This is a genomic window from Streptomyces sp. NPDC030995, from assembly GCF_055571215.1.
The window spans coordinates 339,030-352,087 of sequence record NZ_JBVIFS010000001.1; the positions used below are offsets into that span (position 1 = coordinate 339,030).

16 protein-coding genes are annotated in these 13,058 nt (G+C 69.1%); 13 read left to right on the forward strand and 3 right to left on the reverse strand.

Annotated features, from left to right (window positions below):
* Nucleotide 1: 1 nt before the first annotated feature.
* The 9 genes from ACZ45T_RS01625 to ACZ45T_RS01665 all read left to right on the forward strand — a co-directional run bounded on the left by ACZ45T_RS01625 (nucleotide 2) and on the right by ACZ45T_RS01665 (nucleotide 6,450).
* A complete protein-coding gene (locus tag ACZ45T_RS01625) occupies nucleotides 2–370 on the forward strand; it encodes a TadE/TadG family type IV pilus assembly protein (protein ID WP_468436286.1) in 369 nt (122 codons plus the stop codon).
* Entirely contained in the window at nucleotides 367–1,728 is a 1,362-nt protein-coding gene (locus ACZ45T_RS01630; protein WP_468436288.1) for a CpaF family protein, read from the forward strand. The genes ACZ45T_RS01625 and ACZ45T_RS01630 overlap by 4 nt, the downstream gene beginning before the upstream one ends.
* Nucleotides 1,725–2,663, forward strand: a complete 939-nt coding sequence (locus ACZ45T_RS01635; protein WP_468436290.1) for a type II secretion system F family protein — start codon at nucleotides 1,725–1,727, stop codon at nucleotides 2,661–2,663. Before ACZ45T_RS01630 ends, ACZ45T_RS01635 begins: the two co-directional genes overlap by 4 nt.
* 19 nt (nucleotides 2,664–2,682) lie before the next feature.
* Complete coding sequence (locus ACZ45T_RS01640; protein WP_468437000.1) at nucleotides 2,683–3,573, forward strand: DUF5936 domain-containing protein; 891 nt, start codon at nucleotides 2,683–2,685, stop codon at nucleotides 3,571–3,573.
* A 3-nt stretch (nucleotides 3,574–3,576) separates the two neighbouring features.
* Entirely contained in the window at nucleotides 3,577–4,263 is a 687-nt protein-coding gene (locus ACZ45T_RS01645; protein WP_468436292.1) for a response regulator, read from the forward strand.
* Nucleotides 4,264–4,373: 110 nt separating this feature from the next.
* A complete protein-coding gene (locus ACZ45T_RS01650; protein ID WP_468436294.1) occupies nucleotides 4,374–4,574 on the forward strand; it encodes a hypothetical protein in 201 nt (66 codons plus the stop codon).
* The gene (locus ACZ45T_RS01655) at nucleotides 4,571–5,191 is read left to right on the forward strand and encodes a pilus assembly protein TadG-related protein (RefSeq protein ID WP_468436297.1); all 621 of its coding nucleotides are present in this window, start codon (nucleotides 4,571–4,573) and stop codon (nucleotides 5,189–5,191) included. The genes ACZ45T_RS01650 and ACZ45T_RS01655 overlap by 4 nt, the downstream gene beginning before the upstream one ends.
* A gap of 46 nt (nucleotides 5,192–5,237) precedes the next feature.
* On the forward strand, nucleotides 5,238–5,807 hold the full coding sequence (locus ACZ45T_RS01660; RefSeq protein WP_468436299.1) for a hypothetical protein: 570 nt from the start codon (nucleotides 5,238–5,240) through the stop codon (nucleotides 5,805–5,807).
* Between the two features lie 4 nt (nucleotides 5,808–5,811).
* Nucleotides 5,812–6,450 (forward strand): OmpA family protein, encoded by a 639-nt coding sequence (locus ACZ45T_RS01665; RefSeq protein ID WP_468436302.1) that lies wholly within the window; start codon nucleotides 5,812–5,814, stop codon nucleotides 6,448–6,450.
* 70 nt (nucleotides 6,451–6,520) lie between these two features.
* Here the strand turns inward: ACZ45T_RS01665 and ACZ45T_RS01670 are convergent, their stop codons facing one another.
* From ACZ45T_RS01670 to ACZ45T_RS01680, 3 genes are all read right to left on the reverse strand, one after another.
* Nucleotides 6,521–7,288, reverse strand: coding sequence for an alpha/beta hydrolase family protein (locus ACZ45T_RS01670; RefSeq protein WP_468436304.1), 768 nt, complete (start codon nucleotides 7,286–7,288; stop codon nucleotides 6,521–6,523).
* A gap of 140 nt (nucleotides 7,289–7,428) precedes the next feature.
* Complete coding sequence (locus ACZ45T_RS01675) at nucleotides 7,429–8,649, reverse strand: serine hydrolase domain-containing protein (protein WP_468436306.1); 1,221 nt, start codon at nucleotides 8,647–8,649, stop codon at nucleotides 7,429–7,431.
* Between the two features lie 209 nt (nucleotides 8,650–8,858).
* On the reverse strand, nucleotides 8,859–9,398 hold the full coding sequence (locus ACZ45T_RS01680) for a TetR/AcrR family transcriptional regulator (protein WP_468436308.1): 540 nt from the start codon (nucleotides 9,396–9,398) through the stop codon (nucleotides 8,859–8,861).
* Nucleotides 9,399–9,499: 101 nt separating this feature from the next.
* Here ACZ45T_RS01680 and ACZ45T_RS01685 point away from each other — a divergent pair, with 101 nt between their 5' ends.
* The 4 genes from ACZ45T_RS01685 to ACZ45T_RS01700 all read left to right on the forward strand — a co-directional run bounded on the left by ACZ45T_RS01685 (nucleotide 9,500) and on the right by ACZ45T_RS01700 (nucleotide 13,040).
* A complete protein-coding gene (locus ACZ45T_RS01685) occupies nucleotides 9,500–9,919 on the forward strand; it encodes a nuclear transport factor 2 family protein (RefSeq protein ID WP_468436310.1) in 420 nt (139 codons plus the stop codon).
* Nucleotides 9,920–10,120: 201 nt separating this feature from the next.
* On the forward strand, nucleotides 10,121–10,549 hold the full coding sequence (locus tag ACZ45T_RS01690) for a hypothetical protein (protein ID WP_468436312.1): 429 nt from the start codon (nucleotides 10,121–10,123) through the stop codon (nucleotides 10,547–10,549).
* Nucleotides 10,546–12,441, forward strand: coding sequence for an alpha/beta hydrolase (locus ACZ45T_RS01695; protein WP_468436314.1), 1,896 nt, complete (start codon nucleotides 10,546–10,548; stop codon nucleotides 12,439–12,441). Before ACZ45T_RS01690 ends, ACZ45T_RS01695 begins: the two co-directional genes overlap by 4 nt.
* 95 nt (nucleotides 12,442–12,536) lie before the next feature.
* Nucleotides 12,537–13,040 (forward strand): hypothetical protein, encoded by a 504-nt coding sequence (locus tag ACZ45T_RS01700; protein WP_468436316.1) that lies wholly within the window; start codon nucleotides 12,537–12,539, stop codon nucleotides 13,038–13,040.
* The last annotated feature ends 18 nt before the right edge of the window (nucleotides 13,041–13,058 follow it).

Here is a 13,058-nt window from a genome sequence, read left to right on the forward strand (position 1 = left end):
CATGAGGCGACGCAGCCGCTCCGACCGGGGCCAAGTGGCGCTGGAGTACATCGGCTTCATACCGATCCTGCTGTTCGTCGCGCTGTGCGGGATCCAGCTCGGCTGGGTCGCGTACGTCCACGAACAGGCGGACACGGCCGCCCGTACCGCCGCGCGCGTGGAGGCCCAGCACCCGGGCCGGGGGGCGGCGGCCGGTCGCGCCGCCATCCGCGAAGGGCTGAAGGCGGAGGTGTCAGTACCTCCGGGAGGTGATGCGGTGACCGCGACCGTGACCATCCACATCAACTCGATCATCCCCGGGCTCCCCGACGGCGAGGCCAAGGCCACGGCGGTCATGCCCAACGACGACCCGAAGGTGACCGGACCATGAGCCTGCGTTCCCGGGTCAACACCCCCGACGACCGCCACAGCCCCCGCGAGGACGGCCGGCTGGTCTCCTCCTACCGCGCCAAGCTGCTGGAGGAGATCGACCTCGCCGAGATGTCCGCGCTCGCGCCCGCCGAGCGCCGGGCGCGCCTGGAGCGCGTACTCGGCCACATCATCAGCCGCGAAGGCCCCGTCCTGTCCACCGTCGAGCGCGCGCAGCTGATCCGCCGGGTCGTCGACGAGGCACTCGGGCTCGGCGTGCTCGAACCCCTCCTCGAAGACGCCTCGATCTCCGAGATCATGGTCAACGGCCCCGACCAGATCTTCGTCGAGCGTGCCGGCCGCGTCGAGCAGCTCCCCATCCGCTTCGCCTCGCACGACCAGCTGATGCAGACCATCGAGCGCATCGTCTCCACCGTCAACCGCCGTGTGGACGAGGCCAATCCGATGGTCGACGCCCGCCTGCCCAGCGGCGAGCGCGTCAACGTCATCATCCCGCCGCTCTCCCTGACCGGCGCCACCCTCACGATCCGCCGCTTCCCGCGCGCCTTCACGCTCCACGAGATGATCGGCCTCGGATCGCTCGACGAGCAGATGCTGCTCCTGCTCTCCGGTCTCGTCGCCGCGAAGATGAACCTGATCGTCTCCGGCGCCACCGGCACCGGCAAGACCACCCTCCTCAACGCCCTCTCCGGCCTCATCCCGGAGGGCGAGCGCATCATCACCATCGAGGACTCGGCCGAACTCCAGCTCCAGCAGGCGCACGTCATCCGCCTCGAATCCCGCCCGCCGAACGTGGAGGGCAAGGGCCGGATCACCATCCGCGACCTGGTCCGGAACTCACTGCGCATGCGCCCCGACCGCATCATCGTCGGCGAGGTCCGCGGCGGCGAGACCCTCGACATGCTCCAGGCCATGTCCACCGGCCACGACGGCTCACTGGCGACCGTTCACGCCAACAGCAGTTCCGACGCCCTCACACGCCTCCAGACCCTCGCCTCCATGTCGGAGGTCGAGATCCCCTTCGAGGCGCTCCAAGACCAGATCAACAGCGCCGTGAACGTCATCGTCCAGCTCACCCGCTTCGGCGACGGCTCGCGCCGCATCACGGAGATCTCCATCCTCGAATCGCACGGCCGCGAGCCCTTCCGCATCACGACCGTCTGCCGTTTCGCCGCCCAGCCCATGGGGGCGGACGGCCGCGTCCACGGCTTCTTCGAGTACTACCCGCTGCCGCGCCGGATCGCGGAGCGCCTCTACATGAACAACCAGCCCATCCCCCAGGCCTTCGGGGTCGCGCTGCCGGACGACCCCCTCACGGCTCCCTTCGCCACCCCGCACATCCCCCGGACCGCCCTGTGAACCCACTGATCCTCCTCACCCTCGGCGCCACGCTGCTCGCGTGCGTGCTCGTCGTCGCCGGCCTCCAGGCGTACGTCGCCGGGCGCGCCCAGCGCGCAGCCCTGATCGAGCGCCTCTCGGCGAGCGGAGTCCCCGAACCCCTGGGGCGGCGGCGCCGCTTCCCCGGCGTCGACCGGCGGCTGCGCAAGACGAAGCTCGGCCGCCGCATCGAGCTGAAGCTGGCGACGACGGGCCTGGACCTCACGCCGGGTGAGTTCTTCGTCTACATGCTGGGTTCCATCGCGGGCGTCTGGCTCATCGCGTCCTCCCTCCTCGCGCCGTTCTTCGGGCCGGTGGCGGGCGCGATCGGCATCTGGGCGGCGAACGCCTTCCTCAACTGGCAGCGGCTGCGCCGTACGGAACGGTTCATCAACCAACTCCCCGATCTGGCCCGCATCCTCGCGAACGCGACCCAGGCCGGGCTGGCCCTGCGTACGGCCATCGGCATAGCGGCCGAGGAGCTGGAGGCCCCGGCGGGCGAGGAACTCTCGCGCGTCGCCGACCGTCTCGCCGTCGGCCATTCCATCGACGAATCGCTGGGCGAACTCACCGAACGCCTCCCCTCCCGGGAGCTCGTCGTCCTGGTGTCCACCCTCGTCCTGTCGGCCCGCGCGGGCGGCGCGATCGTGGACAGCCTGCGCAACCTGACGGTGACGCTGGAGCAGCGCAAGGAGACGCGCCGCGAGATCCGCACCCAGCTGTCGCAGGTGACGGTGACGGCGTACCTGGTGCCGGCCATCGGACTCGGCTCGCTGCTGCTGGTCGACATGATGATGCCGGGTGCGCTGGACCGGATGACGGGAGCCTTCCTCGGCCAGACGGCCGTCCTCATCTCCCTCGGCCTGTTCGCACTCGGCTTCCTCCTGATCCGCCGCCTGTCGAAGATCGACGTGTGAGGGGGGCGACGGGACGATGATCGGACTTCTTCTCGCACTGGCCGTGGCCGCGTCGGTGGTCGGTGCCTTCCACGGCATCCGCCTCTACCGCGCGGACGTCAAACTGCCGACGGACCTCGCGCTCGCCCTGGAGGTGGGAGCGACCCGTACGACGGCGGTCGGATCCCTCGTCGACCGCATGGGCATCCGCTGGGCCCCGCTGGTACTGAGCGCGATGGGGGCGAACCGGGTGGCCCGCAAGCGCCGCCAGATCGACATGGCGGGCAACCCGGCCGGCCTGACGATCGACCGGTACGCGGCCAGGCGCGCGGTGTACGGCGTCCTCGGGGCGCTGGGCGCCTTCTCGATGCTGATCAACGGCCAGCTCGTGGCGGCCCTGCTCATGGTCGCCTTCGGCCTGTTCTGGATCGAGGTCGGCCTGTGGTCGGCCATCAGGGTCCGCCGGGACCACATCGAGCGGACCCTGCCCGACTTCCTGGACGTCCTCGCCGTGGTGGTGAGCGCGGGGCTGGGCTTCCGGCAGGCGCTGGACCGGGTGGCGGACAAGTACGAGGGCCCGTGGGCGGACGAAATCCGCATCACGCTCCAGCAGATGGACATGGGCGTCAGCCGTCGGCAGGCCTTCGACGAGCTGCGCCGCCGCAACGACAGCGAACAGGTCGCACAGTTCGTGACGGCCCTCCAGCAGGGGGAGGAGCTCGGCTCCCCGATCGTCGACACGCTGATCGCCATCGCCGAGGACATGCGCCGCACGGACGCCCAGAACGCCCGCCGCCGCGCGGCCCGGGCCGTCCCGAAGGCGACCTTCGCGGTCACCATGTTCATGCTGCCGGGCACGCTCATCCTGCTGGTCAGCGGTTTCGTCTACGGCGCGAACGTCGACTTCGGCGCGCTGTTCGGGGGTGGCTGAGCCATGGCACGACTGAGCGTGCTCATCACCGATGACAACCCGGTCATCCGGGCGGGCCTGGCAGCCATCCTCGGCACGGCCGAGGACATCGAGGTGATCGCCCAGGCCGCGGACGGCCGCGAGGCCCTGAGCCTGACCCGCAGGCACGCCCCCGACGTGATCCTGCTGGACGTGCGGATGCCGGGGGTGGACGGGATCTCGGCCCTGCCCCACCTCGTACAGCTGGCCCCTGTCCTGATGCTGACGTACAGCCAGGAAGCCGAAATCGTGCGGGAGACCCTGCTGTTGGGCGCGGGCGGCTACCTCGTGCACGGCGAGTTCACCTCCGACGAGCTCCTCCGGGCGGTACGCGACGCCCCGCTGGGCCGCCCCCACTTCACCCCGACGGCGGCGAGCGCGCTGCTCGCGGAGCTCCGTACCTCTTCGCATCCGCAACGGGATGTGGCACAGTCTTCTGAGCGGATGCACAACTCTGTTGTCTTCGGGCTGAGTTCCCGGGAGGTGGAGATCATGGATCTGATCGCGTCCGGGATGAGCAATCAGCAGATCGCCGCCGCCTGCTTCATCAGCGAGAAGACGGTCAAGAACCACATCAACCGCATCTTCGCGAAGCTCCAGAGCGCCACGCGCAGCGAGGCGATAGCCCGCTGGCTGGGAACCGCCCGTCCAGGAGTGACCGGTCATGGGTAGACAGAGTGCGCAGTGGGTCCGTAATTGGGTCCCGGGACCCTTGGTTACGAGAGGTAACTCGCCGTACCGTCCGCAAATCGACACCGGTACCGGCCCGGGAGGGAACCCCCATGTTGCAGAACACCCTGGCAAGGATGCGGAAGCGGTACGCGAGCACAGGCTCGAGGGACGGAGGCCAGACCGCATTCGAATACCTGGGGATCATCTTGGTGGTCGTGGTGATCATCGGCGCCATCATCGGTACGGGCATCGGGCAGGCCATCACTACGAAGATCACGGCCGCGGTCGCCAGTATCACTGCTGGCAAGTGATCAGGCCGAGGTTGCGGGACGACCACGGACAGGCCTTCCCTATCTATGTCGTGTTGGTGGCAGGTCTGCTCTTCGCTGCGTTGGCGTTCTTCGCCGTCGGACAGGCTTCGGTCGTACGGAGCGACGCACAAGGCGCTGCGGACGCTGCGGCGCTGGCGGCGGCTCGTGATGCCAGGGACCATCTTGTGCCAGGGGTTGATCTGCTCACGCTCAAGCCAGAGGACTGGAAGAAGGTTCTTGAGGGCGGCCTCTTGTACGCGGGTGGCGCCTGCGACGCAGCCCGGGATTTCGCCATGAAGAATGATGCGACGGCCAACTGTGATCCTGCCCCGCCACGATTCAAGGTCGCGGTGAAGACGACGGGCACGGTCGGGGACTCTGTAGTCCGTGGAGTCAGTGGTCAGCACGGCACGGCCGATGCCACGGCAGTCATCGAGCCGCGCTGCCAATTGAGCGCACCGGCTGCCGATCCGTCGCCGTCACCCGGTGGTCACGAGAAGCCGGCCTTGGTCGAGATCAAATGCAAGGGTGGTGGCGTCATCAACTTTGATCCTGCGAAGCCCGAACCCTGGAGCACGCTGGCGAGGACACTCTTTGCCGTGCGACTGGTCGACTGACGAAGAACGACGGAATGAGGAAGCGGCGTAGATGAGCATGCGGCACATGGCGAAGGTTCAGGGGGGAGCGGCCATAGCGGTCGTGGCGGTATTGGCCCTCGCGTTGGCTGGATGCGGTAGCGGAGACGACAACAAGCCCAAGGCTGAGCCGAAGCCTCAGGCATCGCAGCCCCAGGGTAGCGGCACGCCGAGCAGCGCGCCTTCTGTGACGTCCACCCCGACGCAGGTCCTCGCGACGATGAATGGGGAAGGCGGGATGGTCCTGACGATCAACTCGGCTGCCCGTGACGGTGGAGGCTTTCTGACCGTGAGCGGTCAGCTCAAGAACACGGGAACGGCTCCATTCGTGAATACTGCGCCGTGGCGGGGGAACGAACTCAATGCCAGCGGCGTATCGGTCGCTGGTGTGACCTTGGTCGACAAAGCAGGAAAGAAGCGCTACTACGTGCTGCGCGACACAGAAGGTCGCTGTTTGTGCACCACTGGCCTGGCCATCATTGAGTCCGGTCAAGTCGTCCCGTTCTTCGCCCAGTTCCCGGCACCACCGACTGGTACGACCGAGGTGGAGTTCAGCCTGCCCACCTTCGCCACGGCCACCGTCAAAATCTCCGGGTGACCCCATGACAAAAAGCCACCGCACCATCGCTGCTACGGCCATAGCCGGTCTCGTCATAGCCGGTGCGAACCTCATCGGGGCCAGTGCCGCGCACGCCGACGACGTCAAGCCATCCGTACCCCCCGGCACCGAGCCCTCCGCCTCCGCACCCGTGCCGATCGACTCCAACGCCCCCGGGCTGAAGATGCCCCAAGGCGGCACCCTCGCACCCGTCAAGGTGCTCGACATCGCAGAGGTCGTCGAAGACCTCGGCGGTGAGCAACGCCGCCAGGAGACGAACCAGACCGTCATGATGGCCCTGCAGTCCGAGGTCCTGTTCCCCGAGAACAGCGCCGTGTTCAACGCGCAGGCCGCCGCCCGCATCCAGGCCATCGCCACCGAGATCAACACGCAAAAGGCGACCCGCATCCGCGTCTTCGGGTTCACCGACGACCAGGGCAGCTACGAACACGGCAAGGAGCTGTCCAAGCAGCGCGCCGACGCCGTGCAGGCCGAGCTGGCCAAGACCGTCACGAACCCCAGCGTCGTCTTCGACGTCCGCGGATACAGCGAGGACTACCCGATCGCCGACAACAGCACCGAGGAAGGCCGCAAGAAGAACCGCCGCGTCGAGATCACCTTCCCCCGCAGCGCGGGCGGCTGAAGGCAGCCACGACGACGCGCTGATCGGGTACGGAACCCGATCAGCACGCCGCCGCGGGGACGACGGGCTCTCAGCTCAGGTGCCGGGTGAAGAACCGCAGCGAGCTGTCCAGCTCGAACACCGGGACTTCCGCGTGCTTGCCGGGGTTGGCGTGCAGCGTCTTCTCGGCCGAGGCGAAGAGGTCGAACAGCGCCAGACTCGACGCCCGCGGCACCCTCTCGTCGTCCCACTGCACCAGGAACTCCAGCGGGACGGTGATCCGCGCGGCGGCCTCGCCCGAGGTCTCCGCCCCGTTCAGGCCCAGCACCGCCGCGCGGATGCGGGGTTCGGCGGCGATGAGCGGAACGCCGAGTGCGCAACCCAACGACAGCCCCCAGTAGCCCACCGGTCCGGCGTCGCCGACCTGGTCGAGTTCCTGGAGCGTGTCCAAGACCGCCCGCCACTCGGCGACGCTCTGGCCGGCGAGGAGGGTGTGGAATTCGGCGAGCACCGGAGTCACGTCCCCTCCGGTCTGCATGCGGGTCCGCATCTCGGCGATGACCCGGTCGTGTTCCTCGCTGCGCGGCCGGTCGCCATGGGCGGGCGCATCGACGGCCGCCACCGCGAAACCGCACTCGGCCGCGAAGCGGCGGGCGCGCGCGACGATGCCGGGAGCCTTCTTGTGCTGGCCGCCGCCGTGCCCCAGCAGGATCAGGGGGCGGGAGCCTGGGGCGGCGCCGTCCGGTGTCCACAGCACGCCGGGGATGTCACCGGAGGGGGAGGGGGAGGCGGAGGCGGAGGCGAGGGTGAAGAGCTGTTCGGTGACGCCGTCGGACGACGTCTGGGAGGTGAAGCGCATGTGCGTTTCAAGCCTTTCGGGGTGCCTTCTGCGGGCACTCCCTAGCCCATGCGAGGGAGGGAGTCCCGACCTGTCACAGCGTTGATCGGTCTCACCTCCCCGGTTCACAGCAGCACTTGGCACCGCCGAACCTATCACTCCTACTCCTTCGTGACCTGGGCCGGCAGCGTGTAGATGTTCTCCGGAGTCACGATCTTGGTGATTGCCTGGCCGAACAGCGTGCTCGGCTCCTCGCCCTCGGCGGTGATGTCGGTGTTGAGCATGATGACCATCGTCGCCTGCTTCTCCGGCATGTAGGTGACCACGGCCTCGTAGCCCGGCAGGGAGCCGTTGTGCCCGATCCAGCCGTGGAGGTTGAAGATGCCGAGGCCGTATCCGGTGCCCGGCAGGGCGGGTACGACCTTCAGCCGCTGGGCCTGGGTGGCGGGCGTCAGCAGTGTTCCGGTGGCCAGGGTCTTCGCCCAGGACCGCAGGTCCTCGAGGTTGGAGATCATCGCGCCCGCGGCCCAGCCCCAGGAGGGATTCCAGTCGGCCGCGTCCTCGACCTTCCCTGTCAGCGTCTGGTTCGTGTAGCCCTGGGCGTGCGGCTCGGGGAACTCCGCGCCCGTGGGGAAGAGCGTGTTCTTCAACTTGGCGGCCGCGACCACCTCGTTGTTGATGTAGTCGTTGAGCTTCTGCCCGCTGGCCTTCTCCACCACCAGCCCCAGCAGGATGAGGTTGGTGTTGCAGTACAGGAACTTGGCGCCCGGCTCGAACAGCACCGGGTGCTTGAAGGAGTACGCGAGCAGCTCCTGCGGGGTGAACGGCCGGTCCGGGTTGGTGAACAGCGCCTTGTCGAATCCGGGGTCCTCGGAGTAGTTGAAGAGCCCGCTGCGCATCTCGGCGAGCTGACGCAGCGTGATCCGGTCGCCGTTCGGGACGCCTTCGATGTACTTGCCGATCGGGTCGTCCAGGCCGACCTTGCCCTCGTCCACGAGCTGGAGCAGCGCGGTCACCGTGAAGGTCTTGCTCACGCTGCCGATCCGCATGTGCATGTCGGTCTTCATGGGGGCACCGGTCGCCTTGTCCGCGACTCCGAAGGCCCGTATGTACTCGCCCTTGCCGGGGGCCGACAGGGCCACCATCACCCCGGGCACCTTCGCCTCGGCCATCACCTTGCGCACGGCTTCGTCCAACTGCCGTGCCACGGCGGGCGTGAGCTGCGGGAAGTCCCCGTCGGCGCGCGCGCGTTCCGCGACCACGAGGGACGAGGCGCCGTGGCCGTCGCCGTCCGAGGCGTATCCCGTACCCGCCCCGAGGGGCACCAGCAGTATCCCGATCGCGGCCGCCCCGACCGCCGCCCTCCGCACTCGTGTCGCCATGCCGGGCCTCCTGGGCCTTCCACGCCGCTTGCAGCAGCGCCGAGCGAACCCCCGCCCTTCCAACGTATCCCCGCCCCCTTGCCCCGGCGACCGCACGACGGCGCACCGCGAAAGCACCACGCCGGCGCACCGCGAAAGCGCGAGGAAGCCCGAGGAAGCCCGGGTCGCATGGGGCGACCGGGGCTCGGATGGGAGAGGTGGTGCGAGCGTCAGCCGGTCGTGGACACGAGCCGCTGCGCCACCTCGCGGGCCCGCCGCGCCGGTTCCGGGCCGGGGTCGAGGGCCGCCACCACCGTGGCGCCCTCCACCAGGATCAGCAGCTGGTCCGCCAGGCCCTCGCGGTCCGGGCCGGCCGCCTCGGCCAGCAGGGCCCGCAGCTCCGCCTTGTGGCGGCGTACGACGTCCAGGACCCCGGCGGGGCCGGCGCCCAGCTCGCCGAAGGCGTTCAGGAAGGCGCAGCCCCGGAAGTCCGGCTCCGAGAACCACTGCGCGAGCCAGTCGAAGACGGCGAGGACCGGGTCGGGGGCTCCCGTCACCGCATTGCGCAGGTCGGCCGTCCAGCGCTGGTCGCGACGTTCCAGATAGGCCGTGACCAGGGATTCCTTCGCCGGGAAGACCCGGTAGAGGCGCTTGAGGGGGACCCCCGACTCGGCGCGGATGCGGTCCATGCCGACGGCCTGGATGCCGTCGGCGTAGAACAGCGCCTCCGCCGCGTCCAGGAGCCGGGTGCGGGCCTCTTCGTCGTCCATGCGGGCAGCGTAGCCGAGATTCCCCTTGCGTGGAGAACGAGCGTTCTCTACGGTATGAGAACGTACGTTCTCGCCATCCGCAGGACACGAGAGGGACCGCCATGACCACCGCCGTACGCCCGCCCCTGCCGCCCTTCACGGAGGAGTCCGCCCGCGCCAAGGTCCAGGCCGCCGAGGACGCCTGGAACAGCCGCGACCCCGAGCGCGTCGCCCTCGCGTACACCGAGGACTCGGTCTGGCGCAACCGCGACCGCTTCCTCACCGGTCGCGCCGAGATCCGCGAGTTCCTCGCCGGGAAGTGGGAGCGCGAGCTCGACTACCGGCTCCGCAAGGAGCTCTGGGCCTTCACCGGCAACCGCATCTCGGTCCGCTTCGAGTACGAGTGGCACGACGCCGCCGGCCAGTGGTTCCGCAGCCACGGCAACGAGCAGTGGGAGTTCGCCCCCGACGGCCTGATGAGCCGCCGCGAGGCGAGCATCAACGACATCCCGATCACCGCCGAGGACCGCCGCCTCGCCTGAACCGGCACGTGGGTGCGGGCACTCAGGCGCCGAGCCGGGATCTGAGTACGCCCGCCCCTTGTCCGTCCCCGCGCGGGCTGGTACGGAACCGCTGCTCAATACACGGATATCCGCCGCCCGAGCTTGCCTTCGATGGCTGCCGCCTGATTGCGTATCAGGTAGACGGCGCCGGACGCGCCACGGGGAAGGGTGGCGCACCACATGAGTACGGAGACAGCTCTGCCTGCGCGCTGGCAGGAACTGTTCGGCGAACCGGCGGGCATGAGGCTCGCTTCGGCGGACGCTCCCGGGGGCGGCGGCAACGGTGGCGACGGGGATCTGGCCCACTCCGGCGGGCCCTGGACCAAGGCGTCGGCGGCGGCCGGCGAGCTGCGCATCACCACCGCGGAGGGGCTGGGCAAGATGTCCGCCGCCCACGAGGGAATCGCGGCAGGTACGGCGGGACTCGCCGCGACCGCCGCGCTGGCCACGGTCCGGGCCTCCTGGGAGAAGCGGGTCGGCGCAGTACGTGACGAGTGCGGTTCTGTGCAGAGCGCGCTCCTGGCCGTCGCCCGCGAGATCGGCGAGGTCGACGAGAACAACAGAATCAAGTTCTCGCAGCTGGTCGTCAGGCAGGATCCGGCGAAGTGACCCTGAGCTGGCAGCAGTTGCATGATCTGAAGACCACGGAGTTCACCGAGGCCGCGACGGCGTGGGCCGACGTCAGTACCCGGGCGGACGCGGCGCGCGACCGGATCAGTGTGCGGATGATCCAGTCGCTGGAGGCGCAGAAGGGCGCGTCGGCGTCGGCGGCGTACGAGAAGCTGAAGCGCCTCGACCGGAACTTCGACTACATCCACACCGAATGCGGCCTCCTCCGCACCACGCTGAACTCACTCGCCCACGAGCTCTCCGAGCAGCAGGTGCGCCTCAAGGGGGCGCTGGACGAGGCGTCGTCCCGCGGCTACACCGTCCACGCGGACGGATCGGTGCAGTTCCCGGCGGGAGGCGAGAACGTCCTCACCAAGGAACCCGTGCCGGGTGGCTCCGTACGCGGCGCCGACAAACCGCTGTACCTCCAGGACACGCCCACCCACCCGCTGGGCAAGGCGCCCTTCCCCGCCAGTGCGAATCCCCACCACGCAGTCGCCCAGGACATAGCCACCCGCATCGTGGGCGCGGTGAAGGCGGCCCAGGACGTCGACTCCCGCTTCACCCAGGCGCTGAACCGACTCAAGGCACCGGACGGCCTGGACGTCACGGAGGCCACCTGGGCCGACGCCGCCGGTGACGCGGCGGCGGTCCGCACGGAGGCCCGGGACTACCTGCGCGACACCATTCCGGAGGGCAGCTCCCCGGCCGACCGCAACAGCTGGTGGAAGGGCCTGACGGATGACCAGCGGGCCGAGCTCCTGGCCACCTATCCCGACGTGATCGGCAACCTGGACGGTGTCCCGTCCGAGGTGCGGGACGAGGCGAACCGCGACAACCTGACGCTGCTGATCGGCAAGCTGTCGGAGCAGGACGACGAGAAGTCCCGGACCCAGCTGGCGGGCATGCGCTCGATCGACAACCAGCTGCGGAATCCGTTGCCCGGAGACCCGACGCCGTACCTGCTGGGCATCGGCGACCAGGGCGGCGGCCGGGCCATCGTGGCCTTCGGCAACCCGGACGCATCGCGCAACGTATCCGCGTACGTGCCTGGGCTGGGAACGGCGCTGGACGCCGAGTTCGCCCGCAATGACTTGGAGCGGGCCCGCGCGACCGCCAAGGGAGCCCGGATCCACGACGAAAGCTCCGCGTCCATCGTCTGGCTCGGCTACGACGCGCCGCAGCTTCCGGCCGAGGACGTGTTCGACAACGCGGACGTCATGTCCGAAGAGCACGCCGACAAGGGCGCGCCCGCCTACAACCAGTTCATGGCCGGGATCAGCGCCACCAACCAGAACCCCGACCCCCACGTCACGGCCATCGGTCACTCGTACGGTTCGCTGACCGTGGGCCAGGCCGCTCTGCAGAGCGGCGGGATCCCCGGCGTCGACGACATCGTGCTGGTGGGCAGCCCCGGTACCGGGGCGCAGCGTGCCGACCAGCTGGGCGTGGGCAAGGAGCACGTGTATGTGGGGGCTGCCGAGAACGACCCCGTGTCCAAGGCTCCGAACAAGGTGGAGTCCGGTGCGATGCTGGGGGGTGCGCTGGTCGGCGCCACCGCCGGCGGCGTGGCAGGGTCCGCCCTCGGTCCCCTCGGTACGGTGGGCGGAGCCATCATCGGAGGCGTCGCGGGCGGCGCGCAGGGTTTCTTCGTGGCCGATGCGGTCACCGATCCGAGCCAGAACTACTTCGGCAGGGATCCGGCAGAGAAGGACTTCGGCGCCATTCGCTTCGAGGTGGGCGACGGCCCGACGCCCATCGTGGGAGGGGACGGCCCCATGGACGCGCACTCCAACTACTTCAACCCGAAGAAGGACTCCGTGTCCGCCGAGAACATCGCGCTGATCGTGTCGGGCAACGCCGGCGAGATCAAGACCCAGGATCACCGATGAGACTCACCCGAACGGCACTTGCTCTACTCACGCTCGTGGCTCTCGCCGCCGGCTGCGGGTTCGGTGATGACGGACAGGCAGACAGGAAGACCACCATGAACATGCAGCAGGGCGCCGAGCGTGCCGACGCCATCCTTCAGGAGACCCTGGCCGCCGTGCAGCCGGAGCTGAAGTGGAACCACGGCCCGGGGGGAAGCGCCGGGTGCACGAAGGGTGTGGCCGGTGCGGCCACCGGCACGGGGGCTGCGGACCGGATCATCAGCATCATGACCGTCGTCTCCGAGCAGCGCCGCGGAGCTCTGCTGGGAGTGATCGAACGGGAGTGGAAGAGCCGCGGCTACAAGATCACATCCGTCAATGAAAGCCAGAAGGTTCCGGCCATCCACGCCAGCACCCCGGACGGCTACACCCTCACCGTGAAGGTGGGCGGCAAGGGCCAGTTCTTCCTCACGGCGGCCACCCCCTGCCTGACCGACTCCAACGTTCAGCAGCCCACCAGCAAGCCGAACACCCCGGATCGCAAGGGCGAGTTCCCCCAGCGTCCGGACGTGCAGGACGAGTTCTGGTCCGCCACCACCCCGGCACCGGCGGGCAGCTGATCCCTTCCAGGAGGGTGC